The 25,925-nt window shown below is 66.6% G+C and carries 23 protein-coding genes; 8 read left to right on the plus strand and 15 right to left on the minus strand.

The annotated features are described in order from the left end of the window. The first annotated feature begins 35 nt into the window (after positions 1–35). Both PFX98_RS04605 and PFX98_RS04610 read left to right on the plus strand, forming a co-directional pair. Positions 36–1,250 carry an acyltransferase family protein gene (locus PFX98_RS04605; protein ID WP_285233994.1) on the plus strand — a complete coding sequence of 405 codons (1,215 nt, stop codon included), beginning with the start codon at positions 36–38 and terminating at the stop codon, positions 1,248–1,250. After that, the gene (locus PFX98_RS04610; RefSeq protein WP_285233995.1) at positions 1,247–1,666 is read left to right on the plus strand and encodes a VOC family protein; all 420 of its coding nucleotides are present in this window, start codon (positions 1,247–1,249) and stop codon (positions 1,664–1,666) included. Before PFX98_RS04605 ends, PFX98_RS04610 begins: the two co-directional genes overlap by 4 nt. A gap of 1 nt (position 1,667) precedes the next feature. On the opposite strand, the gene PFX98_RS04615 is transcribed toward PFX98_RS04610, so the two are convergent. Beyond that, positions 1,668–4,139, minus strand: coding sequence for a sensor domain-containing protein (locus PFX98_RS04615; protein WP_285233996.1), 2,472 nt, complete (start codon positions 4,137–4,139; stop codon positions 1,668–1,670). A 137-nt stretch (positions 4,140–4,276) separates the two neighbouring features. On the opposite strand from PFX98_RS04615, the gene PFX98_RS04620 reads away from it, so the two are divergent. Together PFX98_RS04620 and PFX98_RS04625 are read left to right on the plus strand one after the other, a co-directional pair. Further along, the gene (locus PFX98_RS04620) at positions 4,277–5,173 is read left to right on the plus strand and encodes a DUF3034 family protein (RefSeq protein WP_285233997.1); all 897 of its coding nucleotides are present in this window, start codon (positions 4,277–4,279) and stop codon (positions 5,171–5,173) included. 5 nt (positions 5,174–5,178) lie between these two features. Beyond that, positions 5,179–5,607, plus strand: a complete 429-nt coding sequence (locus PFX98_RS04625; RefSeq protein WP_285233998.1) for a group I truncated hemoglobin — start codon at positions 5,179–5,181, stop codon at positions 5,605–5,607. A 9-nt stretch (positions 5,608–5,616) separates the two neighbouring features. On the opposite strand, the gene PFX98_RS04630 is transcribed toward PFX98_RS04625, so the two are convergent. Both PFX98_RS04630 and PFX98_RS04635 read right to left on the minus strand, forming a co-directional pair. Further along, the gene (locus PFX98_RS04630) at positions 5,617–7,554 is read right to left on the minus strand and encodes an SPFH domain-containing protein (RefSeq protein ID WP_285233999.1); all 1,938 of its coding nucleotides are present in this window, start codon (positions 7,552–7,554) and stop codon (positions 5,617–5,619) included. Between the two features lie 104 nt (positions 7,555–7,658). After that, positions 7,659–8,507, minus strand: a complete 849-nt coding sequence (locus PFX98_RS04635; RefSeq protein WP_285234000.1) for a cytochrome c — start codon at positions 8,505–8,507, stop codon at positions 7,659–7,661. Positions 8,508–8,757: 250 nt separating this feature from the next. Here PFX98_RS04635 and PFX98_RS04640 point away from each other — a divergent pair, with 250 nt between their 5' ends. The 3 genes from PFX98_RS04640 (at position 8,758) to PFX98_RS04650 (ending at position 15,581) form a co-directional block, all read left to right on the plus strand. After that, entirely contained in the window at positions 8,758–14,418 is a 5,661-nt protein-coding gene (locus PFX98_RS04640) for a DUF7379 domain-containing protein (RefSeq protein ID WP_285234001.1), read from the plus strand. A 21-nt stretch (positions 14,419–14,439) separates the two neighbouring features. Then, on the plus strand, positions 14,440–15,012 hold the full coding sequence (locus tag PFX98_RS04645) for a D-Ala-D-Ala carboxypeptidase family metallohydrolase (protein ID WP_285234002.1): 573 nt from the start codon (positions 14,440–14,442) through the stop codon (positions 15,010–15,012). A 140-nt stretch (positions 15,013–15,152) separates the two neighbouring features. Beyond that, a complete protein-coding gene (locus PFX98_RS04650; RefSeq protein ID WP_285234003.1) occupies positions 15,153–15,581 on the plus strand; it encodes an Hsp20/alpha crystallin family protein in 429 nt (142 codons plus the stop codon). Between the two features lie 6 nt (positions 15,582–15,587). On the opposite strand, the gene PFX98_RS04655 is transcribed toward PFX98_RS04650, so the two are convergent. Together PFX98_RS04655 and PFX98_RS04660 are read right to left on the minus strand one after the other, a co-directional pair. Beyond that, the gene (locus PFX98_RS04655) at positions 15,588–15,956 is read right to left on the minus strand and encodes a hypothetical protein (protein ID WP_285234004.1); all 369 of its coding nucleotides are present in this window, start codon (positions 15,954–15,956) and stop codon (positions 15,588–15,590) included. Positions 15,957–16,075: 119 nt separating this feature from the next. Then, on the minus strand, positions 16,076–16,963 hold the full coding sequence (locus PFX98_RS04660; RefSeq protein ID WP_285234005.1) for a LysR family transcriptional regulator: 888 nt from the start codon (positions 16,961–16,963) through the stop codon (positions 16,076–16,078). 152 nt (positions 16,964–17,115) lie between these two features. Here PFX98_RS04660 and PFX98_RS04665 point away from each other — a divergent pair, with 152 nt between their 5' ends. Then, positions 17,116–18,084 (plus strand): DMT family transporter, encoded by a 969-nt coding sequence (locus PFX98_RS04665; RefSeq protein ID WP_285234006.1) that lies wholly within the window; start codon positions 17,116–17,118, stop codon positions 18,082–18,084. A 467-nt stretch (positions 18,085–18,551) separates the two neighbouring features. On the opposite strand, the gene PFX98_RS04670 is transcribed toward PFX98_RS04665, so the two are convergent. The 10 genes from PFX98_RS04670 to PFX98_RS04715 form a co-directional block, all read right to left on the minus strand. After that, a complete protein-coding gene (locus tag PFX98_RS04670) occupies positions 18,552–19,736 on the minus strand; it encodes a tyrosine-type recombinase/integrase (RefSeq protein ID WP_285234007.1) in 1,185 nt (394 codons plus the stop codon). 244 nt (positions 19,737–19,980) lie between these two features. Further along, positions 19,981–21,390 carry a DUF3631 domain-containing protein gene (locus PFX98_RS04675; protein WP_285234009.1) on the minus strand — a complete coding sequence of 470 codons (1,410 nt, stop codon included), beginning with the start codon at positions 21,388–21,390 and terminating at the stop codon, positions 19,981–19,983. Between the two features lie 83 nt (positions 21,391–21,473). Next, the gene (locus PFX98_RS04680) at positions 21,474–21,932 is read right to left on the minus strand and encodes a PriCT-2 domain-containing protein (protein WP_285234010.1); all 459 of its coding nucleotides are present in this window, start codon (positions 21,930–21,932) and stop codon (positions 21,474–21,476) included. Continuing rightward, positions 21,925–22,449 carry a bifunctional DNA primase/polymerase gene (locus PFX98_RS04685; protein WP_285234012.1) on the minus strand — a complete coding sequence of 175 codons (525 nt, stop codon included), beginning with the start codon at positions 22,447–22,449 and terminating at the stop codon, positions 21,925–21,927. Before PFX98_RS04685 ends, PFX98_RS04680 begins: the two co-directional genes overlap by 8 nt. A gap of 604 nt (positions 22,450–23,053) precedes the next feature. Beyond that, positions 23,054–23,203 (minus strand): hypothetical protein, encoded by a 150-nt coding sequence (locus tag PFX98_RS04690; protein ID WP_285234013.1) that lies wholly within the window; start codon positions 23,201–23,203, stop codon positions 23,054–23,056. A gap of 191 nt (positions 23,204–23,394) precedes the next feature. Beyond that, positions 23,395–23,871, minus strand: a complete 477-nt coding sequence (locus PFX98_RS04695) for a hypothetical protein (RefSeq protein ID WP_285234014.1) — start codon at positions 23,869–23,871, stop codon at positions 23,395–23,397. 78 nt (positions 23,872–23,949) lie between these two features. Continuing rightward, on the minus strand, positions 23,950–24,144 hold the full coding sequence (locus PFX98_RS04700; RefSeq protein ID WP_285234015.1) for a hypothetical protein: 195 nt from the start codon (positions 24,142–24,144) through the stop codon (positions 23,950–23,952). Between the two features lie 73 nt (positions 24,145–24,217). Next, positions 24,218–24,607: a hypothetical protein gene (locus PFX98_RS04705; protein ID WP_285234016.1), complete on the minus strand. Its 390-nt coding sequence runs from the start codon at positions 24,605–24,607 to the stop codon at positions 24,218–24,220. 80 nt (positions 24,608–24,687) lie between these two features. Next, complete coding sequence (locus tag PFX98_RS04710) at positions 24,688–24,996, minus strand: hypothetical protein (protein ID WP_285234017.1); 309 nt, start codon at positions 24,994–24,996, stop codon at positions 24,688–24,690. A 14-nt stretch (positions 24,997–25,010) separates the two neighbouring features. Further along, a complete protein-coding gene (locus PFX98_RS04715) occupies positions 25,011–25,796 on the minus strand; it encodes a hypothetical protein (protein WP_285234018.1) in 786 nt (261 codons plus the stop codon). Between the last annotated feature and the right edge of the window lie 129 nt (positions 25,797–25,925).

Here is a 25,925-nt window from a genome sequence, read left to right on the forward strand (position 1 = left end):
TGTGCCGGCGCCGCCCCGCCGCGATGCTGGCGCCCATGAACAGCCACCCCCTGCCCCAAGGCCGCCAGTACTTCCTCGACTGGCTGCGCATCCTCGCCTTCGCCCTGCTGGTGCCCTATCACGTGGGCATGTACTACGTCAGCTGGGGCTGGCATGTGAAGAGCGCCACCCTCTATCCCGGCCTGGAGCCCTTCATGATGCTGAGCTCGCCCTGGCGCCTGGGCCTGCTGTTCCTGATCGCCGGCGCGGCCAGCCAGGGCCTGCTGCAGCGCGGGCCGGGCTTTGTGCGCTCGCGCAGCAAGCGCCTGCTCTGGCCGCTGCTGTTCGGCATGCTGGTGATCGTGCCGCCACAGGCCTATTTCGAGGTCGTCACCAAGGTCCAGCACGGTGGCAGCTACGGCGACTTCATGCGCCTCTATCTGCAGGCCTATCAAGGCTTCTGCGATAAGGACGGCTGCCTGACCCTGCCGACCTGGAACCATCTCTGGTTCCTGCCCTATCTGTGGGTCTACAGCCTGCTGGGCTATGCCCTGCTCAAGACCTGGCCCCGCCTCAGCGCCGCCGCTGGCGCCTGGATGTCCGGGCCCGGCGGTGGCTGGCGCCTGCTGGGCCTGCTGGCGCTGCCGCTGATGGCGGCGCGCAGCCTGGTGGGCCTGTTCCCGTCCACGCACAACCTCAGCTGGGATTGGTACAACCATGTGCAGTACGGCTGGCTGTTCCTGCTGGGCCTGCTGGCGGCGCGCAGCGAGCTCTGGGAGCTGGCACGCCGCCACCGCAACCTGGCCCTGGGCCTGGCCGCCGCGTCCTGGACGCTGGTGCAGCTCTACTTCCAGCACTATCAAGACCTGGCCCCGCCCGACGCGCTGCGCTGGGCCCAGCGCGGCCTCTATGGCGCCATGCAATGGTGGTGCCTGGTGGCGATCTGCGGCCTTGCCAAGCAGCATCTGGACTTCGACCACCGCTGGCGCGCCGCGCTCAACAGCGCCATCTTCTGCGTCTACATCCTGCACCAGACCCTGATCGTGCTGCTGAGCCGCGCCCTGCTGCCGCTGCAGCTGCCGGCCGCCGTGGAAGGGCCGCTGCTGATCGCGCTGACCCTGGGCTCAAGCCTGCTGGGCTATCTGGCGCTGCGGCGCGTGCCGGTGCTGAATCTGCTGATGGGCGTGCCGGGCGGCAAGACCCCGAGCCAGCAGCGGCCGGGCCGGGCAAGCACAATGGCGCCATCCTCCGCACCGATGAGCAGCCGATGAAATACCTTCACACCATGGTCCGCGTGGCCGATCTGGACCAGAGCCTGGCCTTCTACCGCGACGCCCTGGGCCTTGAAGAGGTGCGCCGCAGCGAGCATGCCGCCGGCCGCTTCACCCTGGTCTACCTGGCCGCCCCGGGCGACCACGATGCACAGGTCGAGCTGACCTACAACTGGGACAGCGAAGACTATGGCGGCGCACGCAACTTCGGCCATATCGCCTATGCGGTGGACGACATCTACGCGAGCTGCCGGCGCCTGATGGAGCATGGCGTGACCATCGTGCGGCCGCCGCGCGATGGCCGCATGGCTTTTGTGCGCTCGCCCGACAACATCTCGATCGAGCTGCTGCAGGCCGGCCCCGCGCTGGCGCCGGCCGAGCCCTGGACCGGCATGCCCAATATCGGCGGCTGGTGAGCTAGCTGCGCGCCGACCACAGCGCATCCCAATGCGCCGCCGGCATGGGGCGGCCCAGCAGATAGCCCTGCATCATGTCGCAGCCATGGCGGCGTAGGAACTCCTGCTGCGCCGCGGTCTCGACGCCCTCGCCCACCACGGCGTAACCCAGGGTATGCGCCAGCGCCAGGGTGGCGGCGCAGATGGCGGCGCTGTTGTCATTGGTCTCGAGGTCGTGCACGAAGCTGCGATCGAGCTTGAGCGTCTGGATAGGCAGCAGCTTCAGATAGGTCAGCGATGAGTAGCCCGTGCCGAAGTCGTCCAGCGCCAGGCGCAGACCCAGCGCGCGCAAGGCCCGCAGCCGTTCGATCGCCTCCTCGGGCTTGCTCATCGCGGCCGACTCGGTCACCTCCAGTTCCAGCGCCTCGCCCTCCAGGCCATGGCGCTGCAGGGCGGCGCGCACATGCTCCAGCAGCTTGTCCGAGCGCAGCTGCTGCACCGACACATTGACCGCCACGCATGGCGGCCCCTGGCCGCAGGCGCGCCAGGCCGCCAGCTGACGGCAGGCCTCTTCGATCACCCATCCACCCAGCGACTCGATCAGGCCGGACTCCTCGGCCACGCCGATGAAGGCCAGCGGCGGCACCAGGCCGCGCACCGGATGGCGCCAGCGCAGCAAGGCCTCCATGCCACACAAGCTGCCATCGGCCAGCCGATATTGGGGCTGGTAGTGCAGTTCGAACTGGCTGAGCCTCAGGGCATGGCGCAGATCGTGCTCCAGCTCCAGCCTCTCGGTGGCGCGCAAGGTCATCGCCGCGGTGAAGAACTGGTAGTTGTTGCGCCCCATCTCCTTGGCGTGATAGAGGGCCACATCGGCCTGCTTCATGAGCGCCTGGACGTCCTGGCCGTCGTCCGGAAACAGGCTCACGCCCAGGCTGGCGGTCACGCCCAGCACCCGCTCGGCCAGGTGGTAGGGCTCGCTCAGCAGCAGATGCAGCTTCTGCACCACCGGCACCGCATCCGCGCTGCGGCTCAAGCCGGTCAGGGCGATCACGAATTCATCGCCGCCCAGGCGCGCCACCACGTCGCTCTCGCGCAGGGTTGAGCTCAGGCGCCTGGCCACCTCGCTCAGCAGCAGATCGCCGACCAGGTGGCCCAGCGTGTCGTTCACCAGCTTGAAGCGGTCGATGTCCAGAAAGACCGTCGCCACCGCCGTGGCGTCGCGCCTGGCCGTATGCAGCGCCTGCTCGAGCCGGTGTTCGAGGCTGTGGCGGTTGAACAGGCCGGTGAGCGGGTCGTGATGCGCGAGATAGTCGATGCGCGCCTCGGCTTCGCGGCGCTGGCTCATGTCCGTGTAGGAGGCGATGTAGTTGCGCACCCGCCCTTGCGGATCGCGCACCGCGGTGATGACGGCCCATTTGGCGAACACGCTGCCGTTCTTGCGCTTGTCCCACAGCTCGCCCTGCCAGTAGCCCTGCTCGGCCAGCGCCTGCCACAGTTCCGCATAGTTCTCGCGCGGCGTCAGGCCGGAGGCAAACAGACTCGGATTGCGGCCGCGGATCTCGTCCAGCGTGTAGCCGCTGTCGCGCGTGAGCGCGGCATTGGCGGTGACGATGCGGTTGTCGGCGTCGGTGATCAGCAGCGCCTCGCCGCTGTGCTGGAACACGGTGGCATACAGGCGCAGCGCGTCCTCGGCCCGCTTGCGGTCGGAGATGTCGCGCCAGGTGCAGTAGATCGCCGCCTGGCCCTCCAGCTCGATGCGCGCCAGCGTCACCTCGGCATCGAAGGGCGTGCCGTCGGCGCGCTGGTGCACCCAGTGGAAGCGGTGCAAGCCCTGCTCCACGGCGATCGCCATCATGCGCTCGGCCTTCTCGAACGAGCCCTCGCCATCGGGCTGGTGGCTGGGCGAGAGCTGCGAGGGATGGGTGTTGAGCAACTCGTGGCGGCTGCGGTAGCCCAGCATCGCGACCGCCGCGTCGTTGCAGTCCACGAAGCGATTGCCTTCGATGATCCAGACCGGATCGGGCGAGGATTCGAACAGGCGCCGGAAGCGCGCATTGGCGCGCTCGTGCTCGGTCGTGTCGTGCAGGGACTCCAGCACCGCCAACAGCTGCCCCGCCGGGTCACGCAAGGGGCTGGCGTCGATGGCCAGATAGCGCTCCATGCCGCGCAAGGGCATTTCCATCCAGCATTCGGCATGCACGCCAGCGCTGGGCCCGGGCAGCTCGCGATGGCGCGGGAACAGCCGCGCGATCTCGGCGCTGCGCCCCTGCGCCAGCAGCTCCGCCAGGCAGGGCCGATCCACGCCGAAGAAGGCTTGTCGATACGCGCCGCCCATGGCCTGGGCCGCCGGCATGCCGGTGAGGATCTCGCAGGCCCGGTTCCAGGCCAGCAGGCGCCCGTCGATGCCCACCATGAAGGTGGGCACCACCCATTGCTCGACGATGTGGGTCGTCAGTTGCAGCAGGTCTGGCGCATCGAGTCGATCTGGCATGACCGAGAGGCTGGCAATAGGGCGGTGGCCGCAGCGATGAGGCCTCCACAAATGTAGCAGTGAGCACACGCGGCGTGGCCGCACAAGCCCGAGGCTTCACGACACAATGGCGCACTGCTTGAGCCGGATCCAACCCCATGTGCCTGCCCTCCCGCCCGCGCCGCGCCATCGCCAGCCTCTTGCTGGCCCTGCCCCTGCTCTGCGCCGCCCAGGGCAAGCTGCTGCTGACCGGCGGCGTCTCCACCATCGAGGGCGCGGCCGGCGGCGGGCTCACGCCCTGGGCCGTCACCGGCAGCTATGCCAGCGGCGGCGAGGTGGGCGGCAGCGCCTACCTGAGCCGCGTGAGCAGCCAGGACTACAGCCTCAACAGCTTCGGTGTGCTCGTGAGCCTGCATGACCGCGCCGAGTTCTCGCTGGCGCGCCAGGATTTCAACACCGGCCCCGCCGGCACCGCCCTGGGCCTGCCCGGCCTGCACCTGAAGCAGACCATCGCCGGCGCCAAGCTGCGCGTGGCCGGCGATGCGGTGCTGGACAGCGACCGGGCCATGCCGCAAATCGCCCTGGGTCTGCAGGCCAAGCGCCTGGATGCCGGCGGCCTGGAGGCCACGCTCAAGAGCCTGGGCGCCAAGACCCATGGTCTGGATCTCTATGTCAGTGCCACCAAGCTCTTGCTGGCGCAGAGCACGCTGGTGAACCTGACCCTGCGCGCCAGCAAGGCCAACCAGACGGGCCTGCTGGGCTTCGGCGGCACGGCCAGTTCCAGCCTCAGCCTCTGCCCCGAGGTCTCGGTGGCCTATCTCATCAGCAAGCATTTGGCGCTGGGCGCCGAGTACCGCGTCAAGCCCGACAAGCTCAACCCTTCGGCCCTGGGCGCGGCGCTGAAGGAAGACGACTGGTGGGACCTGTTCGTGGCCTGGGCGCCGAACAAGCGGGTCTCGATCACCGCCGCCTATGTCGACCTGGGCCGCATCGTGCCCGGCATCGTCTCGCGCCGTCAGAACGGCGCCTACCTCTCGGCCCAACTGGCGTTCTGACGACCATGAAGCATCACCTCAGCATCGCCGCCCTGGCCCTCGCCCTCCACTGCCTGCAGGCCGGCGCACAAGCCCCCAGGGACGAGCTCTACCAGGCGCTGGGCGGCAAGGCCGGCATCACGCGCCTGAACGCCGACTTCGTGCCGCGCCTGTTCAATGACGCGCGCATCAAGCACATCTTCAAGGACGCCAATCCCAACAACCTGGTCGAACAGCTCACCGACCAGATCTGCGCCGCCAGCGGCGGCCCGTGCAAATACGAGGGCGGCGCGATGAAGGCCGTGCATGCGGACCTGGGCATCACGCACGCCCATTTCAATGCCCTGGTGGAGGATCTGCAGGCGGCGATGGACGCGGCCGGCATTCCCTTCGCCACGCAGAACCGCCTGCTGGCCCTGCTGGCGCCGATGCACCGCGACATCGTCACGCGCTGATCCGGGTCCTCACTCGCTGCCAAGCTCGCGCGCCTTCAGCGCGCCCATCAGGCCCAGCAGGGTCGAGAAGGCATTCGCGTCGGCGCCGCCACCCAGCTGGATCTGCGGCACCAGCGGTACCTTCGCGGTCTCGAAGGCCTCGGCCAGGCGCAGCATCACCGTCTGCATCAGCTGCTTGTCGGCGCCCTCGCCCTGCAGGGCATCCGATTTGGCCTGGATGGCCGCGCCCTCGGCCTCACCCACGCTGCGGATCGCGGCGGCGCGGCCCTGGCCCTCGGCCTCCTGGCGGAAGCGGTCGGCCTGCGCCAGCGCCTCGATCTCCTGACGCTTCTTTTCCGCGGCCTTGACGTTGGCCGAGCCGTGGTTCTCCTTGATCGAGATGTCCACCAGCGAGGCGGTCAGCTCGGCCTGCTTCTCGGCGCGCTTCTCGGCCTCGTTGAGCTCGCGCTGCTTGTTGGCGGCGATCTCCTTTTGCGCGAAGGTCTCGACCTGCTCGCGCGCGATCTGGCGGTCGCGCAGCTGGGCCATGATGCTCTCGATCTTGTGGTCGCCCGCCTGCGGCTTGGGCGTGCCGATCAGCACCTCCTGGAACTCCAGCGAGTAGGCCAGGAAGCGCTCGCGCATATCGTGCGAGGCATTCGTCTGCAGCTCGCTGCGCGACTGGATCAGCTCGATGAAGGTGCGCGTCTGCGAGACGTTCTTGAAGTAGCTCGACACCATCGGGTCCAGCGTCTGCTCCACCAGCTGCTTCACATTGCCGAAGCGCTGCACCACCATGGGCGCCTTGCGGTAGTCGATATGCACCACCACCGAGAGCGGCAGCTGGGGCTCGAAGGCGTCCTTGGTGATGAGGGTGATCTCGCGCAGATTCGAGTCGAAGCTGGAGCCGCTCTCGCCCGATTGCCACATCAGCACGAAGTTGGTGGTGGGCACCAGCTCGATCTTGCCGGCATAGGTGTTGAAGGCGTACTTGCCCGGCATCAGCGGGTCGCGCCAGACACCGCGGCAGCCGCCCTCCACCAGCTCGCCATGGCTGTACTCGCTGCCCGAGGTGTCCTCGCCCTTGCGGCCGGTGTAGGACACCACCACGCCCACAAAGCCAACCGGAATGATGGTCTTGGCGATGAACTCCACCGTCGCGAACAAGCGGTTGATGTAGTAGGTGCCTTCCACCAGCACGCGCTCCTGGCGGCCGCGCCGGCCGCCTGCCTCGAGAAAGCGCTCGGGCTCCTGGAAGCTGTTGTGGGCGTCGCCCACATCGGGGGCCAGCAGTTCGTCGCGCGCCAGCGCCGGGCCGTCCTGCACGGTCACGATGGCGAGCTGGTCGCTCTCATGCGCGCCGCGGCTTTCCTTGATCACCACCGGGCTGAAGCCGGCGCGTTCGTCCAGCAGCTCGCGCATGCGCTCGTAATAGGCGCGCTCCTGCGCGTCCATGTTCAGCGCGTAAGTGCTTTCCTCCGTCATCACCACGAACAGGGCCGGGTTGATGATGTGGGTGCCCTCGCGCAGGATCTTGCGCTGCGGGCCCTTCTGGCCGCCACCGGCGAGGAAGCCGCGCACATCGAGGAAGTCGCTCACCTGGGCATTGCTGGCCAGGGTCTGGCCGGCCGGCAGGTCGATGCCGTCGCGCGCAAACACATAGCCCAGCTTGCCCTGGGTCACCGACACCATGGGGTGGATGTGCACACGGTATTGCAGCGGCGGGAAGAAGTGGAAGCCGCCGCGGCGCAGCGCCGGCTGGAAGCCGGCCTCGCCCTGCATGGCCAAGAGGCCGGCCTGCACCGAGCCGCGCAGGCTCCAGAGTTTTTCAACCACGCCGATGCGTTCATTGGGGATGTAGCGCACCATGCCCAGGGCAAAGGCCAGCAGCGCCAGCGCGCCCAGGCCGGCCAGGCCAAGCAGGGTGTAGTAAAGCGGGCCGGAGCCCAGCCATTCGATGATGAACATTCAAGTCCTCCTGATGCATTCATGTCGCCGGGCCTTGTGAAAGGGCTGGCCCGGTGACGCGTTTGTCGCGCCGAGCGCATCAGGAAGGCATAAGGATCACATCGCTAGGTCTTGCCTCCGTTGGCCACCGGCGCCAGTGAGCGTAGGTAGCTGATCAGCGCCGCCATGTCGGCATCGTTGATGTTCTTGTAGAAGGGGTACGCCATCGGCGGCTTGTAGGGCTGGCCCTGGCGGTCCACGCCCTCGCGTATCGCCCTGGCGATCTGCGCGTCGCTCCAGCTCTTGAGGCCGCTCTCATGCGAGGTCAGGTTGCGTGACACGCTGATGCCCCAGGGCCCCTTGAACTCCATGCCGCCGGCACCGACTCTGCCTGGCACCGGCATGCCGCGCTCGTCGCGCGCGGTGTGGCAGTCCATGCAATGGCCGATATTGGCCAGGTACTCGCCGTACTTGAGCTGCTCGCTCCTGGGCGGCGCCTGCACGCTCTGCAGCGGCGGGCCATAGTTGGGCGGCAACGGCATCTTGTAGCTGGACTTGGGCACCGCATTGCGCACCGCCGGCTGCGCACGCAGATAGGCAATGATGGCGGCGAGGTCGGCATCCGAGAGATGGCGGTAGTACTCGATCGGCATCGGCGGGCCGATCAGGCGGCCGTCCGGGCGCATGCCCTCGCGTATCGCCTTGCCGAGCTGGGCATCGGTCCAGTTGCCGATGCCGGTGACCTTGTCGGGCGTGATGTTGGCGGCATAGGCCATGAACACCGGCTCGTCGAAGGGCAGGCCACCCGAGAGCCCCTTCTCGAACAGCGGCTGGCCCTGCGGCCCGCGTGCGAGGTGGCAGTTGCCACAGGCGACGATGCCCTCCATCAGGTATTTGCCGCGCTCCAGCGCGGGCTGGGCCTGGGCGGCCAGGGTCAAGAGCGCGAGCGCGCTGAAGGTCATGGCTGGGCGCATGGGAACCTCCTGAGCCAGCGCCGCACCTGGAAACAGGCGGCTGACGCCGATCAAGCGCGCATTGTCCGGCCGCGCCGGCCACGAGCAAGCGCCCGGCGTCGCTCTTGCAGGTGACGGGCGGGCGCGTGCCCCCATCCCTAATGCGTAGGGCCCGGACGCTTGTCCGGGTCAGGTTTTGCCCCCATGCTGCCGTGAGCGCCCGCGCGCCTCGAGCAAGACCGCACAGTTCCTCTCGACAAGGACCGCAGCCATGGCCAGCACCCCCACCCCGCCCCCCGCCACCATCGCCCTGCGCGTGGCCAGCGACGGCCTGACTCCCACCACCCTGGCCACCAGCCAGGTCAGGATCAGCGGCACGCCGCGGCGGGTGCGGCCGCTCAGCGCCGCGCGCGACGCCGGCCAGGCGGCCGGCACGCTGAACGTGCAGGCCGACGAGGTGGTGCGCGTCGAGTACGAGAACGGCCTGGTGATGTGGGTGCGCGCCGACGACCTGCTGCGCGACCGCGGCCGCAAGGGTGCACAGCGCGGCGATGGCGAAGCCAGCTGGGAGATCGACGCCAGCGCGCGCATCGGCGCCTACCGCGACGACATCCAGCCCAGCAGCGAGCGCGGCCTGCTGAGCCTGGGCATCAAGGCGCTGGACTTCATCGGCATCGACCTGGCCGGCGCCACCGCGCGCAGCATCGGCCTCACTTTCGAACGCAAGCAGCTCGGCAACGAACCCGGCCTCTACCGCGTGGCGCTGCAGCCGCAGCTGGGCATGAGCGCGGTGGCCGACGGGCCCGCCAGCATGAAGAGCGATGCGCCGGTGCTGCTGTTCCTGCACGGCACCATGTCCAGCTTTGCCGGCAGCTATGCGGCACTGGCCTCCACTGCGGCAGACGAGGGCGGCCGCGCCGCCGCGGCGCTGCGCCAGCAGATCGCGCAGCGCTATGGCGCCGAGGTCTATGCCTGGGAGCACCGCACGCTCAGCGAGAGCCCGATACGCAATGCGCTGGAACTGGTGAAGCAGCTGCCGGTGGGGGCGCAGCTGCACCTGGTCTCGCATTCGCGCGGCGGCCTGGTGGGCGAGTTGTTGACCCTGGGCCAGCGCGCGCGCAGCGGCGACGACCCGCTCAATGCCGCGCTGCTGGACCAGCTGTTCGCGCAGGACGGCACCGCGGCCGAGCAGCTGGGCCTGGGCGCCCTGATCGGCGAGGCCGCCAAGCTGCGCAGCGGCGGCTACCAGGAAGACCGCCGGCTGCTCGGCGAGCTGCTGACCCAGCTGGATGAGCGCCGCATCCGCGTGCTGCGCTTCGCGCGCGTGGCCTGCCCGGCGCGCGGCACCACCCTGGCCTCCGGCCGCCTGGATCGCTGGTTGAGCGTCCTCGACACGGTGCTGGGCAAGCTCGTGCCCGGCGGCCTGTTCGGCGACGCGATGGATTTCCTGCTGGCGGTGGTGAAGGAGCGCACCGACCCGCGCACCCTGCCCGGCCTGGAGGCGATGATGCCGGGCTCGGCGCTCACGCGCCTGCTGCAGACACCCGGGCTCACGACCAGCGCCGACCTCAGCGTGATCGCCGGCGACATCGAGGGCAAGGGCCTGCTGGGCCAGCTCAAGCTGCTGGCGATCGACTGGTTCTACGCCGCCGACCACGACCTGGTGGTCAACACCGCCTCGATGCTGGGCGGCATCGCGCGGCCGGCGGGCGGCGCGCGCTACCGCCGCGACCAGGGCGAGCAGGTCTCGCACTTCAACTACTTCCGCAACAAGCTCTCGATCGACTGGCTGGCTGCCGCGCTGGCGCGCAAGGACGGCAGCGACGCCGGCTTCCTGCCCATCGCCGAGGCGATGGAAAAGCCCGAGGCGCCGAGCTGGTGGAAGGCGGTCAGCGCCAGCCGCGCGGCCAGCACGCCACGGCCGATTGCCATCGTCGTGCCCGGCACCATGGGCAGCGCGCTCAAGGCCAGGGGCGATCCGATCTGGCTGGAATACTGGCCACTGCTGAAGGGCGGGCTGGGCGAGATCGGCATCGAGGCCGGCGATATCGAGGCGGTGGACCTGCTGGGCGATTTCTACGGCCCGCTGCTGGAGCATCTGACGCGCACCCACCGCGTCGAGATCCTGCCCTATGACTGGCGGCTCTCGGTGCGCGAGGCCGCCCAGCGCCTCACCGCCAAGCTCGAGGCGGTGCTGCCCGATGCCGAGCGCAGCCACCAGCCGGTGCATATCGTCGCGCATTCGATGGGCGGCCTGGTGGCGCGCGCCATGATCGCCGATGGCGGCGCCGGCGCGCAGGCCTGGCGGCGCCTGTGCGCGCTGCCGGCCAGCCGGCTGCTGATGCTGGGCACGCCCAACCGCGGCTCGCACGAGGCGGTGCGATGGCTCACCGGCAACAACCCCACCCAGGCCAAGCTGATCCTGCTGGACCTGACGCGCGGCGCCGACGGCGTGATCGACATCGTGCGGCGCTTCCCAGGCCTGGCCGAGCTGCTGCCCTGGGACCAGGAGCCCAACCCCTGGGCCCAGTCCGCCACCTGGAAGGCGCTGAAGAAGGAGATCAACGCCAGCTGGACGCCGATCGAGGACGCGGTGCTGCGCCAGGCCGCCGCCACCTGGAAGCTGCTACGCGACGCCGCCATCGACCCCGAGCACATGATTTACGTGGCGGGCTGCCAGAGTGCCACCGTGGTGGACCATGAGGTGGTGGACGAGGGCTGGGGCCTGGCGCGCAAGAAGCTGCGCTGGATTGCCAGCAGCGAGGGCGATGGCACGGTGCCCTGGGCCTCGGGGCGGCTCAAGGATGTGCGCACCTTCTACGCGCCCGACACCGGCCACGACCAGCTCTGCAGCAATGCCGACGACCGCAGCATCTTCCGCGGCTATGTGGACCTGCTGCTGAGCGGCAACACCGATCAGCTCTCCAGCACGCCGCCGACGCGCGCGCGCGCCGGCGGCGCGGCCGAGCGCTTCGTGCTGCCCGAGCTGCCGGTGTTCGACGAGCTGCCCGATGCGGCGGCGCTGCGCGGGCTGGGCTTCGGCGGCACGCGCGCACGCCGGCGCGGCGCCGGGGCCAGGCCGCAGAGCGCGCGCCTGCGCGTCAGCCTGCGCCATGGCGATCTGCGCTACGCGCGCCACCCGGTGCTGGTGGGCCATTACCAGGACGACACCATCGTCAGCGCCGAGGCCTCGCTGGACCAGCGCCTGCGCGGCCGGCAGGCGCAGGGCCCGCTCACGCGCAAGCGCGAGCTGGGCCTCTACCCGGGCGCGGCGGGCAGCCATGCGGTGTTCTTCAACGAGATCGCCGAGCGCTCGCCCAGCGGCGCCCTGGTGGTGGGCCTGGGCCAGGTGGGCGAGCTCTCGCCCGGCCGCCTCGAGGCCGGGGTACGCGACCTGCTGCTGGACTATGCGCTGCAGTTGCTGCAGCGCGATGCCCTGGCCCGAAAGGGTGCGCCGCGCGACCAGGACAAGGACGGCCGCATCAGCGCCAGCCTCAGCAGCCTGCTGGTGGGCACCGGCGCCAGCAGCCTGTCGCCGCAGGAATCGATGGAAGCGGTGCTGCGCGGCGCGCTGGCCGCGAACCGCAAGCTCGAGGACGCGCAACTGGACCAGCAGGTGCTGATCGATGGCGTGGAATTCGTCGAGCTGTTCCAGGATCTCGCCATCGGTGCTGCCAAGGACCTGACACGCCTGCTGGCCAGCGCCGAGCTCGGGCCCAAGCTGCACTGGCCCTGCCCGGTGGTCGAGGAGGGCGAGGGCCGGCTGCAGCGCAGCCGCTTCGACGCCGATCAGAGCTGGTGGCAGCGCATCGAGATCACCGAGGACCGCAAGGCCGACCGGCTGCGCTTCGTCGTCACCGGCGACCGCGCGCGCGCCGAGGCCATCCTGGCCTTCGGCCAGCTGCGCCTGGCGGACGGCTTCATCGCCCAGGCCTGCGGCAGCGCCGGCAACAACAGCGAGGTCTCCAAGACCCTGTTCGAGATGCTGCTGCCAAACCGCCTGAAGGAGAGCGCACCCGACCAGCGCGCCATGGTGCTGCTGCTCGACGAGGCCTCGGCGCGCTTCCCCTGGGAGCTGCTGGAAGACCGCTGGAGCCATCTGGGCCGGCCGCCGGCGGTGGTCAGCGGCATGGTGCGCCAGCTCAAGACCGAGCTGTTCCGCGCCCAGCCCAACTACGCCTACCAGAACAGCGTCTACGTGGTGGGCAACCCCGACCTGGACGGCTGGGACGGCTTCGTCGACCTGCCGGGCGCGCGCCAGGAGGCCGAGCAGGTGCGCCAGCTGTTTGCCCAGGGCGGCTACGACGTCACGGCCAGCATCGACGCCAATGCCTCCAGCATCCTCACCGGCCTGCACGGCCGGCCGCTGCGGGTGCTGCATCTGGCCGGCCATGGCGAGCATGAGTTCGAGGTCGCGCAGGAGGCCGCGCCCGCCGAGCTCAGCATCACCCTGCCCGATGGCAGCAGCGCCCAGCGCCTGCCGGAGCGCCGGAAGTACTCCGGCATGGTGATCGGCAAGGGCGTCTTCCTGACACCCGGTGACGTGGAGCAGATGCGTTATGTGCCCGAGCTGGTGTTCGTCAACTGCTGCAAGCTGGGCAAGACCGGCGGCAGCCTGGGCGGGCAGAACCTGCTGGCCGCCAACCTCGGCGTGGGCTTCATCCGCATGGGGGTGCGTGCGGTGATCTGCGCCGGCTGGGCGGTGGACGATGCCGCCGCCCTCACCTTTGCGCAGTCCTTCTACGGCGCCATGCTGGACGGCAAGACCTTTGGCCAGGCCGTGCTGGAGGCGCGCCGCGCCGCCTGGGAGCGCCACCCCGGCGCCAACACCTGGGGCGCCTACCAATGCTATGGCGACCCGGGCTACCGCCTGGTGCGCGAGGATGGCGAGGCCGAGCGCGCCGCCAGACCGCCCTTCTGCTCGGCCGCCGAGCTGGTGGTGGAGCTGCGCAACCGCGCCGAGGACACGCGCATGCAGTCCAAGGAAAAGGACTGCGACGAACCCGCGCTGCAGGCCCAGCTGCGCGCCCGCATCGACGCCCTGCTCAAGCGCATTCCCGCGCAGGACCGCGCCGACTGCCGCACCGGCGACTGGCTGGCGCGCGCGGACGTCTGCGCGGCGCTGGGCTTTGCCTATGGCGAGGGCAATATGTTCGAGGACGCACTCGTCTGGCTGGACAAGGCGCTCGCCTCCGACCAGGGCGAATGCCCGGTGCGCGCGGCCGAACAGGCGGCCAACTACCGCGTGCGCCTGGCCGCACTCGAATGGGTGGCGCTGCGCCAGCGCGCGGGCGCCGGGGCGGGGCCCGGCCTGCAGCTACAGCGCCGCGCCATCGCCGAGCGCATCGAGCAGGCGCTGCGCGAGCTCGACGTCATCAATGCGCGCGCCAGCAGCGGCGAGCGCCTCAAGCTGATGGGCAGCGCCTGCAAGCGCCTGGCCTGGGTGCAGATCGAGCATGGCCGCAGCGAGGCCCTGCTCAATATGGCCGCCTACTACCGCCAGGCCTTCGACGCCCGGCCCGACGCCTACGCCTTCAGCAACTGGGCCCTGGCCTGCCTGCTGCTGGAGGCCTACGACCCGGCCTATGCGCGCGGCGACTGGCATGCCGCGCTCGACACCCAGTGCGAGCAGCAGGCCAGCGCGGCCGGCGCCGAGCTGGAGGCCTCGCCCAGCTTCTGGGGCGAATGCGCGCTGGGCGACCTGGCGGTGGTGCAGCTGCTGCTGGCGGCGCGCGACAGCGAGCGCTGCGCGGCGCTGGCACAGGCCGCCACGGCGCGCTACGAGGCTGCGCTGGCGCGCGGCGCCAGCCTGCGCGAGGCCGCCACGATCCAGGAGCATCTGGACTTCCTGATCGAGCTCACCGGCGAGCGGCGCGCGCCCTGGGACCTGGCCGTGCATGAAGCGCTGCAGACGATGCGGCGCGCCGTTTGACCGCAGGGAGGTTCACCCATCATGGCAGGACAAGATCTCAGCAAGGCCGCGCTGGCCAGCCTAAGTACCGCCACGGTGCGGCCCGAGGACCTGATCGCGCCCAACTTCCAGCTCTACGAGCTCACCGTCTCGGAGCTGGCAGCGCGGCGCGGCATCGACAACGCCCTGCACGACGACGCGGCCCTGCGCAGCGCCGTGCACCTGGCGCGCGCGGTGCTGCAGCCGATACGCGATCGCTTCGGCCGCTTCACGCCCAACAGCGTGTACCGCAGCCAGGCGCTGGAGCGCCTGCTGAAGGACCGCCCGGCCAGCTGGATCTCGACCAGCCAGCACACCGAGGGCCGCGCCTGCGACGTCGAGATCGCCGGCATGGCCACGCTGGAGCTGGCGCACTGGGCGAGCGCAAACCTGCCCAACTACGACCAGATCATCTGCGAGTGCTACGACCCGCGCAAAGGGCCCAACTCGGGCTGGGTGCACATCTCGCTGCTGCCGCCCGGCATGGGCAAGAACCGGCGCCAGCTGCTCAGCTATGTGGTCGATGCGGCGAGCGACAAGCTGGTCTACGTGGAGGGCCTGCAAGCACAGGCTTGATGCTTGTTGCGCCTGCTCAAACAGCGGCGTTTGAGGCTTTGACGCCGGGCTCCCTGGCGCCAAATATTTGCATGTAGCCAGCCGGCTGCGGTCGCAGCGCGGGGGCTGCCGCGAATATCCAGCGTTGAAGGAGGACCATCATGAGCTCCCTGATCACTCGCAGCCATTTGTTCGACGACCTGCTGCGCGATTTCAACACCGGCTTCTACGTCCGGCCCCTGCACGGCGACCCGCTGCCCTCGCCCGACAAGATCAAGATCGACGTGAAGGAATCGGCCGAGCTCTTCACCGTGCATGCCGAACTGCCCGGCGTGAACAAGAACGACATCAAGGTTGCCGTGGACGGCAATATGGTGACCGTCAGCGCCGAGGTGAAGCAGTTCGACGCGCGCGGCCGCGATGAGAAGTCGCTGCGCGAAGAGCGCTATTTCGGCACCGTGTCGCGCAGCTTCCAGCTCGGCACCGAGGTCGATGAAGGCCATGCCAGCGCCAAGTACGAGAACGGCATCCTGACGCTCACCCTGCCGAAGAAGCAGGGCACGGGCAGCCGCCAGCTGAAGATCGACTGAGCGCGCTCAGCCCAGCGCTGCGGCCAGCTGCTCGGCCACGTCGTTGTCGAAGCTCATCAGCAGCTCGGGATCCTGAGCGCTGGCGGCGGCGTGCAGCACCTCGGCAATGCAGCGCTGTTGCGCGGCGCTGGCCGGCTGCTTGAGCCTGGCCTCCAGCCGCGCCACGGTGGCCTCGCGCAGGCGCGCCGAGCCGAGCACATGCCAGGCGTAATCGATCTCGTAGCGTTCCACCGCCTGCTGCAGGCTCTCGCCGTCCAGCCGCGCCTCGGCTGCGAAATGGTTCAGGCTGCGCGTGCTCAGCGCAGCGATCACGGTGGCGAGCAGGGCGGCGTGGTCTTGCGGGGCGATGGCTTCGGCTGGCGTGGGTGGGTTCATGTCGATGGATCTTGAGCCCACGAAAGAGGAATCAGAGCAAGCCGGTCCATGGGCGGACCGGCCGGGCAAGAGGCGGATTGTGCCTGTTCGGCCCGCGCCGGCCTTGCAGCCATGTATCGCTAGCCCGCCAAGCCCCAGACCTGCAGCACCGACTCCCGCACCGCCGTGAGCGCCGGCAGCTCGGCTGCCGCCTGCGGGCCGACCCAGCACAGCCAGGTTTGCCCGCGCCAGCCCGGCCAGACCCGGCCCTGCCCCTGGCGCTCGAGTTCCTCGGCCTGATCGCGCCGCATCAGCCCCGCGCCCAGGCCACTCGCCACCATGGCGCGCATCGCCGCTTCGGTATCGGCCATGGGGCCGACCGGCAACTCCCTGCCCACGCTGCGAAACAGCGTCTCCAGCTGCAGACGCAGGCCGCATTCGGTCGGCGTCGCCACCCAGGGCAGCTCGGTCAGGGCGCTGAGCGAGCCGGGCAGGTTGTCGGCCCGCCACTGCGGCGGCAGCATCGCGACGATGTCGACCGGCGTCAGGCGCAGCACCTCCAGGCCATCCAGCTGCGCCTGCTCGTTGAGCACATAGGCACAGTCCAGCTCGCCGCGCCGCACCGCCTGCATGGTGCGCAGCGACAGGCCCTGTTGCAGCTGCAGCGCCACCTGCGGATGCCGTTCGGCCAGCTGCACGAACACCTCGCCCAGGCGCAGCGAGACCGGATCGCTCACCGTGCCCATGCGCACCGCGCCGCGCGCCTGCCCGCGGATCTGCGCCGCAGCCGCCTGCAGGGCCTGCGAGGCGGCGATGGTGCGCTGCGCCTCGGCCAGCAGGCGCTGGCCCGCGACGGTGAGCGACATGCCGCGTGCGGTGCGGTCGAACAGCCGCACGCCCAGCTCGTCTTCCAGCGCCTTGAGCTGGGCGCTCACGGCCGGCGGGCTGGTGAACACCCGCTCGGCCGCACGCGTGAGATTGCCCTCCGCCGCCACGGCGATGAATGTCTTCAGCTGGTAGATCTCCATGCCGCCATTCTGCCCAGGCGGGTCGTGGCCGCATGTCGAAATTCCGAACGGCGCGTGCCGCCGAAGCAAATGGACCGGCGCGGCCGGCATCGCCAGACTGCAGCCATCCACCACTCCGCATCGCGCCACGCGCGCCTGCCGTCCTCACCACCATGCCTACCGCGCTCGCTCCCGTCGTCGCCCTGCTCTGCGCCACCAGCGCCTGGGGCAGCCTGTTTCTTGTCGGCAAGCCGCTGCTGAGCGTGCTGGACCCGCTGTGGTTCACCGTCATTCGCTATCTGCTGGCCGCCCTCCTGCTCGGCGCGCTGGCCCAGCTCTTCGGCTCGACGCCCTGGCGCAAGCTGCGCGCCCGGCTCGGCCGCCTCACGCTGCTGGGGCTGGCCGGCTACGGCTTCTTCAGCGTGCTGGTGTTCTACGGCCTGGCGCGCTCGCTGCCCTCGCATGGCGCGGTCATCATGGCCAGCATGCCCTTCACCACCCTGCTGCTGCGCTGGGCGCTGGACGGGCAGCGCCCCTCGGCCGTGTCGCTGGTTGGCGCCGCCATGGCATTAGCCGGCGTGGCCACCGTGGCCAATGTCTTCAGCCCGGCGCAGGCGGCCGACGCGCCCATGCTGCTGGGCGATCTGCTCAGCCTGGCCGGCACGCTGGGCTGGGTGCTGTACACGCGCGGCGCCGCCGCCATGCCCGAGCTGAGCCCGCTTGAATACACGGCACTCACGGCCGTGGCGGCCTGGCCCTGGATGCTGCTGGCCGCGCTCGTGGCCACGCTGCTGGGCCTGGCGCAGGCCCCGACCATCGGCGTGCTGGCAAGCCAGTTGCCAGCGCTGCTCTACATCGCCGTGCTGCCCACCGTGCTGGCGGCCATGGCCTTCAACTTCGGCGTCCGCCGCCTGGGCGCCGTGGCCGGCACGCTGTTCATCAATATGGTGCCGGTCTCGGTGCTGGGCGTGCATGCGCTGCTGGGGCAGGCGCCGAGCGGCGCGGAACTGGCTGGGGCGGGCTTGGTGGCGCTGGCGCTGGGGGTGAATGCGTGGGCGGGGAGGAAGCTGACGGCTGGTGTGGGCGGCCATGCAGCAAGGCGGCCGCAAACGGGCGCTGCGGATTGTGCCTGCTCGGCTTAGGCCGATCAGTCATCCTCCGTGCCCTGCCGGGCACTCCGGACCGTTGCTGCGCAACGTCCTATGGCAGCCACTGGCTGCCATAGAGCGAACGTGGTTCTCATCCGCTCCGCGAACCGCCAAACGAAAATGGCTCCCACGAGGGGAGCCATTTGCGTTTGGTGGCCTGGGGCGGAATCGAACCACCGACACGCGGATTTTCAAAACAGTGCACAGGTGGGGTCAGGTCTTGCCTAAGTCGAAGAGAACTAACAACTTTTTGGCTCAGACCGGGGCGCCCCAACCTACTTACCGAACCGGGTACCGAACGACGCCGACCATCCCGCATGCATCGCCATAAGATTTCTCGAATGCAATCAACGGCATAGCGCCACCGACCGCCGAACGCGGCCTACCGAACGCATGGGCGGGCGGCATGGGCCGGTCGAGGGGGCCGTAGCCCACCCCGACCCGGACACCCAATAGCGCAGCTATGCCGGCACCGCCTCGGCAGGCTTGACGATCACGGACGCTGCCAGTGCAACAGTTCGCATCGTGGTGCCCGTCAAGTGTCCATAACGTTGGGTCGTGCGGCAGTCTGCATGATTCATCGCGCGCTGCAGCTCGGGGAGGCTGTGACCAGCGGCGAGCACCATCTTCCCGAAGGTATGTCGCAGGTCATGGAGACGCACCTTATTGCTAAGGCCCGCTTCCTTACGCAAGCGATACCAGACGCGCGTAATGGTCGTGAAGGGCTTTCCCGTCTGGCGATTTACAAACACATACTCCGAAGACCCGCGGGTGCCGACAGCATCAAGAATCCAGAGCGCACTCGGATTCAAGTACTGCGGATTGGCACGTTTGGACTTCGCCTCGGTCGCGGGTACAAGCCAGACACCGTTCGGCATGTCGACGTCACGCCACTTTGCATGCAGCGCGCTATTGAGGCGAGCGCCAGTCACCAGCAGAAACAGGATCGCCAAAGCAACCATGCGATTCCCATCTGCAAGCAACACGTTCTTCAAACGCTCAACTTCGGCATCGTCAAGATAGTTCTCGACGCGGTTATCAACGTGAAACAGCTTGAAGCCGCGAAGGACGTTCTTCTCCAGCATCTCCCACTCCTGTGCCAGCGCCAGCGCGTGCCGAAACAGCGCAACGTGCAAGTCGGCAGATGCCGGGCTCAGGCCATGCTCCTTGACCAAGCCAACATGGAATACCTGAACTTCGTGCCGATTGATTTTGCTGAGGGGGAGGTGGCCAAACTTCGGCGCGATGCGGATGCGGTAGAGCTGCTCGTCACGAACATGCGAGCGCTTATGCATCTCCGCGTGCGGCATGTAGTGCTTGCGCATGAATTCGTCCAAGGTAATCTCGACGGGCAGTGCCGGGGCATACGCCAGCTTCGGCAGCAGCATGTGCTCGGCCTTAAGCTGCTTCGCGAGCTTCTTGGCCTGGGGCAAGCTAACCTCCTGGACGGTGCCAAGCTTCTTGTAAATGTTCGTACCCTTTTCGTTTTTTAGGCGCAGGTACCAAGTCGGGACAGCCTTCTCGGATGCGCGGCACTCGGCGAACAGGCCAGGCTCATCAGCCACGCCGTATTCGATTTTTTTCTTATCAGGCGGGCACACCAGGCCCGTGGCCATGAAGGCCGGCGTAAAGGTCATGACGGCCATCTCAGTCTCCTTGGTTGTGAATGCGATTGGCGCGACAAGGCGCCTGGTTCTCGCGCAAAGCTGGGTCGGCAGGTGATGGGTATGCCGAGCGGCTAGGGCCCATCGCGATAGGGGGAAAAACACATTTCATGTCGCAAAATTCCTTTGGTGACATGGCAATAGCGACGCCTGCCCTGCACGCAGGGGGAGGCTGATTGCCAAGGTGATGAAAGGCCGCCGGGGTTAGCGGCGGCGGGGCTAGGGGCTAGAAGTCCGCGTCTACCAACGACGTCGGCGACTTGGGCGGTGCCGGGTCAAGCAGCGCGGCCGTTGCTCTGATAAGGTCAGGCTCACCATCCCTACGCGCCTCGACCTGTTGCTCCGTTGCGGCAACATCGGTCAAGCATGTCGGCGGTGATGTGCTGGCTTGGGGCTCCGGGCACGCATTGGGGACGTCGGCCTTCAAGTAGCGGGTGAAAGCGTCGTTGAAGTCGCCCACGTCGTAGCCCTTTGGTGTGCTGCCGTTGGGCTCCAGCGGTGTCTTGGGCTGGCGCACGGTCTTCGGCTTGATGCTGTAGGCATCGAGCAGCTTGGCCAGCTGACGGGGCGTAAGTGGCTTGCCGCGGTTGTAGGTGCACCAACCCATGTCATCGTCGGCAATCAGCATCGAGATCAAGTCGGCCGTCTTGATGGTCGGCTTGGACCACTTGGACAGCACCTCCTTGATGTCCGCCAGCAGGTCGTTTCCGGTGCTGGCCTGCGATTCGCTTGCGACAGACATCTTGATCGCTGCCACGGTGGCGCGCTGAACCCAGGCATCACCTGCGCACTCCGCGATCGCCAGCAGCGGCTCCCAGTTGTCCTGCGCACGGTCGCTCATCTGTTCGGGCAAGGTGGGGCGCGCCATGCGAACCTGATGCGCGTAATCCAAGGCAAAGCGCGCCAACTGCGAACTGAGGCGGTTGAAGACCTCATCATCGGCATGGCGGAAGCGCTCGACCTTTTCATGCGCAAGCTTGCGACGCATGCCGAACACGATGCCTCGGCTCATGGTGGCGTCGGGCAGGTGTTTTTCAAGCGCGATGCCGGCGATCGACTTGGCGCCGTACACCGAAAACATCTTGGGCTCAATGCTTTCGGTGGTCACCTCGCTGCGCAGCACGAAGCCTCCGCGCTTGTAGCCCGCATTCACCATGCCGTGCAGATCCGAGTTGTCGCGAAAGAAGGTGTCAGCCTCATCGATAAGCAGGGTGGCACCCCACAGCTCGATGGAACGGAAGAGCGCCGACATCGATGCGTTCGAGGCGAACAACGGGCGGTAGGCTAGGCGGCCAAGGATGGTCTGGAACAGCGTCTTCGCACAGGCTCGCTCGGGCGCATTGATGATCGCAATTGGCGAAACATCCGCAACATCTATCAAGTGGGTGTGCGCCAGCCACAGGGCAGCCGCATCGGCCTGCTCGGGCTCCAAGATGACGTACTTCTTGATAAGGGCGGCGATGTCGTCGAGCAGCTTTGCCGGCTGCACCGGCTCCTCGGCGGGCTCATTCTCGGTAAAAGGCAGGCGACTCGCCGGGCCACTGCTGGCGCGTGCAGTCTTGACCATGTCGTCCAAGGTCTTGAGCTGCACACGCAGCTTCTTTGCCTCGTCTCGGCGGACCTTGTCGTACTCCATGGGCGTCAGAGCGGCAAGACGCACGACGACGGCCTCAACGGCAGCCACGCCCGGGGTGTTGTGACTAGGGTCAGTAGCGGACATCACTGGCCCTCCACTTTGACAACCTGGAAGGCATCGCCATCGGCTTCGGCGCAGACTTCCTGCCAGTCATGGCCCTGCTCGGCCAAGATGAAGCGAAACGACGCCATGGTCAGCGGGCGCGGATGATCCAGGCGAAAGGATTTCCACTTGGCGCGTGTATCACGATCACCTTTGTATTTCTTACCCGTAGCGCTCCATGCGTCGAAGCAGTCGAAGCCTTCTTGGGTGCCGCCGGAGACATGAAACACGAGCGCACCCAGGCGCAGCCAATTGCCGTAGTCACAGTCTGCCGAAAGACGCTTGAGGCCGGCAGACAGCAGGAGCAAAGATCGGGCGCTCTGTGAAGGAGTCATTACCTCGTGCACTGGCTGGCTGATCTCGCTCGGCACCGCCAGCGCGCCGAAGTGCTTCAGAAAGTCCATTGGTGCGGCGTTCAGTTGGTCGACATGCTTAAGCATGTTGACCTCCAAATTTCACGAGAAACTTGCCGGTGCTGGGGGGCAGGATCACCATCGTGCGGCCGGTCTTGATATCGATGCGGTCTTGGGGATCTGCGACGATCTTGCTCGTGGTGTTGCACGGCAAGTCCTGGGACTTCGCGAAGTAGTGATGCTCTCCACGCGTCGTTTGCACGATCATTGAAGGCTGCACGCCGAAACGGCACTCGGCCTCGATCAGCGCAGCAACGGCCTTCGCGCTGTCTGCGTCAAAGACGATCATGCTGTTGCCGACGATGAAGCCAACTTCGTGGCCCGGATGGGCAATCCAATGCAGGGTGATTTGGCGCGCGGACAGACGCTGCAACCACAAATCCCATGTGACTGCGGTCTTTTTTGTCTTCGGCAGAACGGGGATAACAGCAAGTCCGAAGCCGAACCAGAAGAGTGCGCTGCTACGGTTCGAGTCGGGAAGGCCGACTAGCTGGGTGTGATATTCGTCGCGACCGTGAAGACCGGACGTTTCCTTGGTTTCCATTGAATTTCCTTGTTGAGCGGTTGTGTGCGCTCACGAAGGAAACAGGCAACAAAAAAGCTACTCCCCTCGCTCGCGGCTTGTAGACGGGGAGATCGTCCAACCCAAGAAGCCGATGCCAAGTAGTAGCTTGAAGACGCGCGCTTGCAAATGCGTCTACGAAAATTGTAGGGGGCAGCGGTAGGCATTGTCAATTTGGCTATGCGCAACGATGGAGCGGAAGTTGTCGCCATACCCTGCCCAAACCTGCCGCAACTACCGCCACGCCGCAACGTTGCGGGGCGCCTGTTTCGGTGATGCGGCGGTGGCGGCAATTTCCGAGTCCAGCGACAGGGCCAACGCATGGCAGTCGGCGACGAGGTCTGAATGGCAATTCAAGGTGCCCGCTGCAGAGGCGGCCGAGAAAAAATGTGTCTAAGTCGCCGCACCCGTCTATTTGACTCACCTACCCGATCAGCTGTGCGCTGACATAAGCAGTGGTCAGCAGGCAGCGTCAGGGTCGTCTGCCGGAGCCTTCGAGCCGGGCGACACTTGGGCAGGCAAATGCCTGAGAGCCCCCTATCTGGCTGCAGGTGATCCGAGCCGGGGACAGGGAGGCGGCAGGTGCTCAGTCCCAGGGCGCGTGGCCCATGTGCCCGGCTTCGTGGCCGGACAGCAAGGCCGCCTCGCTGATGATGACTAAGGGCAATAGGTCGTTGGGCAGATCCCAGTCTTGGGCATGTTGGGCGGCGAACGTGATGCAGTCGAGGTAGTTCATAGGATTTCCTTTTGGGTTACTTGCGGCGGAGATGGAAACAGACGGCTGCAGCGGATCCAACGACGATCACGATGACGAGCCAGTGATAGATAATGCAAGGGCGGCGGAAGCGACGATGGCGTAGCCACGAGTGGCAGGGAACCACAGGCCCATCACACCAGCGACGATCAGTGCTGCTGTAATGTTTGCGGTCAATGCGCCCCTCTGCCTTTGCGCTGCGATGGCTTTCCTGGAGCGGCGTCAGCGGAACTGCTCTGCGCTTGGCCCGCATGCGCCGCGACGGCTTGCGCGAAGGTTGTGGTGGGCACGTGCTCGTGCAGGCGCTTGTTTTCCGCATTGGCGCGGATCAGGCCCAGCTCTTTCAACGCCGCCAGGACGAAGCCGCCGGTATTGATCGACCGACCCGGATGGAGCGAATGGAAGGACTTCGCCGTCAACTCCGTTGCACCCTTCACGATCTTTTCTATGTCTGCGGCAGAGGCCCAGCCGTCGAACCACATGCCTTTGCCACTGTTGCCAGCGATGCGCAGATGCCAAGTGCGGTCTCCTTGATGGTGACCAATGACGAATTTCAATGTGGATCTCGCCGATAGAGAAAGACATTCGCCTTCGTGCGTGGGCTTGATTGGATCGACTTCGGCGCGCACTTCGACTTCGATGTCTGACATGAGCGTTTCCTTTCTTTGTTGAAAATTACGTAGATAGGATTCTTTGGCCTATCACATAAGATGCACTAACTTGCGACGTTATGTATTAGCCCAGCAAGCCATCGCTTCCGCCGGGCAGATACGGATCACGTCGATAAGGGCCATGGCCTCCGCCAGTTCGCGCGATTGACCACCATCGTGCTCCCGGACGCCGGCCCTCTCATTCCAGAGCTCGTAGAGGTCATCACTCAAGGCCGCAACCATCGCTGCGACCGTCTCATCAACTGGCGTCATTGAAGTTCTCCGTTCCCAATGGGCGTAAAAAAACCGCCTCGATGGGCGGTTGTTGGTGGGGGCTCTTGATGACTCATGGCGTGGCTGTTGGATGTGCCTTTACGGCATGCGATTGGCACAGGTCCAACAGGTCCGAATGGGAGTCTTGCTTGGACACCAGCACCAGGGCGCCGTACCCAGATGAAGTAAGCACGAATACCATCTCATAGCAGGTGTCATGCATTTCGATGACCTCCCACAGCGGATGGCCCTCGGCGGTTCGCAACGGACTACCTAACACCGCTTCCACCTGGGCTACGGTGTCATCTGCCTCCGGGATCACGAAGAACACCAACTCCTCCATGCTGCTTTCATCGTCAGCCATCAACTCCTCGTGGCGCTGCCGGATCATGTCCACTACTCCGAGGTCCGGACAGGTTTCCATGAAGGCCGATACCTCAGGGGCATGGCGCAGTACGTGCATAAAGCTCCTTTGTGTTGAGGCAATAAAAAATGCGCCCGAGGACTGCCGTCCAGGGGCGCATGGCTTGGGGAATTTCGTGGTCAGTTGGTCTTCGTCTCGGTTCGACTTGAGACACGGATCATCTTGCCGTCTTTATCAAAGATGATGCCAACGCCCTTAGCAGATGCTGAGCCCATGCCCGCCTCTGAACGGATCCACATTGCCGCCATGCGGCCATCCGCGGCTGTATGGACGCTGTGAGGCTTTCCAAGCTTCTCTTGGGCCTGCTGAAACGTTGTCACTCCAGGCTGCATAGCGTCGACGTCGGCCATTGAGAAGTCCTTGCCCATCGATGCACAACCGGCCGTCACTACAACAACGGCCAAGAGATTCAAGAAACGAGCATGCATAAACACTCCCTTTGTTAGGTTTTTGATTCGGATTTCGGTCCACCGTCGAAGCGCTCCAACAGCTTGTAGGCCAGAGCAACGGACAAAGAGATTTCATCGACGGGTCGGGTCTTCTTCGCGGCGAGCGCCATCAACAAAGCGCCCGGCAGCACCAGCGCGCCGACGGAAAGCCATGGCACGCCAAACAAGAACAGAGAAATTGCTGACACCAGACCGACGCCAGTGCCAGTGGCGATGAACACACCACTAATGAGCATGAGTGCGCCAACCCCGCCCAGGCTCGTAGAGCTCAGCAGTTGATAGATCTGTCGATAGTTTCTGGACTCTCCTTTCAGTAGGTTGTTGATAGTCGAAAACGTAGATTCAATGTCTTCGGCGTGAGTCGAGCCGTAGAACTGCTTGCACCGCTCGTGCCAAACGGACACCAACCCCATGAACTGGTTCCTGATATCGCGGGTGTGCTCTGTGAGCACCGCCAACCGATCCAGATTGATGTTGAGTTCGTCACGCAGGATCTTGACGGGCGCCGCGCTCTCGTCGGACAGGCGGATGTAGCTTTGCGTCCCAGCTTCGTAGCTGAAACGGGAGTTGCCGGTTGTGCCCAGCACATCATTCAATTCGGACAAGAATTCCTTGCCGAACGCATCCTTGAGCGCATCAACGGCCGTGAGTCCTTGAGACATTGCGGCAGTGGCCTGTTCAAACCGTTCGGCCCCGCTTTTTCTGGCCATCAACCCTTTGATGAGTCTGTCGGCGAGCGGTTTGCCGAACATCGTGGCCAGAGACAAAGCAAGGGTCATGAGTCTCCTTTCAGAGTGGGTCGGGCTGGTTTGACTGCGGTCATGTAACGACTTACGTGACGACAGATTATGACCACGTCACGAGACTCGTGACATGTCTTACGGGCCTGTCCGATCACCAACCGTTGT

It is taken from the genome of Paucibacter sediminis (assembly GCF_030254645.1).
Classification (GTDB): domain Bacteria; phylum Pseudomonadota; class Gammaproteobacteria; order Burkholderiales; family Burkholderiaceae_C; genus Paucibacter_B; species Paucibacter_B sediminis.

What these genes read in the sequence shown, in the direction of transcription:
- PFX98_RS04605 (WP_285233994.1), top strand. Translation starts at nt 36, where the DNA reads ATGAACAGCCACCCCCTGCCCCAAGGCCGCCAGTACTTCCTCGACTGG.
- PFX98_RS04610 (WP_285233995.1), top strand. Translation starts at nt 1,247, where the DNA reads ATGAAATACCTTCACACCATGGTCCGCGTGGCCGATCTGGACCAGAGC.
- PFX98_RS04615 (WP_285233996.1), bottom strand. Translation starts at nt 4,139, where the DNA reads ATGCCAGATCGACTCGATGCGCCAGACCTGCTGCAACTGACGACCCAC.
- PFX98_RS04620 (WP_285233997.1), top strand. Translation starts at nt 4,277, where the DNA reads ATGTGCCTGCCCTCCCGCCCGCGCCGCGCCATCGCCAGCCTCTTGCTG.
- PFX98_RS04625 (WP_285233998.1), top strand. Translation starts at nt 5,179, where the DNA reads ATGAAGCATCACCTCAGCATCGCCGCCCTGGCCCTCGCCCTCCACTGC.
- PFX98_RS04630 (WP_285233999.1), bottom strand. Translation starts at nt 7,554, where the DNA reads ATGTTCATCATCGAATGGCTGGGCTCCGGCCCGCTTTACTACACCCTG.
- PFX98_RS04635 (WP_285234000.1), bottom strand. Translation starts at nt 8,507, where the DNA reads ATGCGCCCAGCCATGACCTTCAGCGCGCTCGCGCTCTTGACCCTGGCC.
- PFX98_RS04640 (WP_285234001.1), top strand. Translation starts at nt 8,758, where the DNA reads ATGGCCAGCACCCCCACCCCGCCCCCCGCCACCATCGCCCTGCGCGTG.
- PFX98_RS04645 (WP_285234002.1), top strand. Translation starts at nt 14,440, where the DNA reads ATGGCAGGACAAGATCTCAGCAAGGCCGCGCTGGCCAGCCTAAGTACC.
- PFX98_RS04650 (WP_285234003.1), top strand. Translation starts at nt 15,153, where the DNA reads ATGAGCTCCCTGATCACTCGCAGCCATTTGTTCGACGACCTGCTGCGC.
- PFX98_RS04655 (WP_285234004.1), bottom strand. Translation starts at nt 15,956, where the DNA reads ATGAACCCACCCACGCCAGCCGAAGCCATCGCCCCGCAAGACCACGCC.
- PFX98_RS04660 (WP_285234005.1), bottom strand. Translation starts at nt 16,963, where the DNA reads ATGGAGATCTACCAGCTGAAGACATTCATCGCCGTGGCGGCGGAGGGC.
- PFX98_RS04665 (WP_285234006.1), top strand. Translation starts at nt 17,116, where the DNA reads ATGCCTACCGCGCTCGCTCCCGTCGTCGCCCTGCTCTGCGCCACCAGC.
- PFX98_RS04670 (WP_285234007.1), bottom strand. Translation starts at nt 19,736, where the DNA reads ATGGCCGTCATGACCTTTACGCCGGCCTTCATGGCCACGGGCCTGGTG.
- PFX98_RS04675 (WP_285234009.1), bottom strand. Translation starts at nt 21,390, where the DNA reads ATGGAGTACGACAAGGTCCGCCGAGACGAGGCAAAGAAGCTGCGTGTG.
- PFX98_RS04680 (WP_285234010.1), bottom strand. Translation starts at nt 21,932, where the DNA reads ATGCTTAAGCATGTCGACCAACTGAACGCCGCACCAATGGACTTTCTG.
- PFX98_RS04685 (WP_285234012.1), bottom strand. Translation starts at nt 22,449, where the DNA reads ATGGAAACCAAGGAAACGTCCGGTCTTCACGGTCGCGACGAATATCAC.
- PFX98_RS04690 (WP_285234013.1), bottom strand. Translation starts at nt 23,203, where the DNA reads ATGAACTACCTCGACTGCATCACGTTCGCCGCCCAACATGCCCAAGAC.
- PFX98_RS04695 (WP_285234014.1), bottom strand. Translation starts at nt 23,871, where the DNA reads ATGTCAGACATCGAAGTCGAAGTGCGCGCCGAAGTCGATCCAATCAAG.
- PFX98_RS04700 (WP_285234015.1), bottom strand. Translation starts at nt 24,144, where the DNA reads ATGACGCCAGTTGATGAGACGGTCGCAGCGATGGTTGCGGCCTTGAGT.
- PFX98_RS04705 (WP_285234016.1), bottom strand. Translation starts at nt 24,607, where the DNA reads ATGCACGTACTGCGCCATGCCCCTGAGGTATCGGCCTTCATGGAAACC.
- PFX98_RS04710 (WP_285234017.1), bottom strand. Translation starts at nt 24,996, where the DNA reads ATGCATGCTCGTTTCTTGAATCTCTTGGCCGTTGTTGTAGTGACGGCC.
- PFX98_RS04715 (WP_285234018.1), bottom strand. Translation starts at nt 25,796, where the DNA reads ATGACCCTTGCTTTGTCTCTGGCCACGATGTTCGGCAAACCGCTCGCC.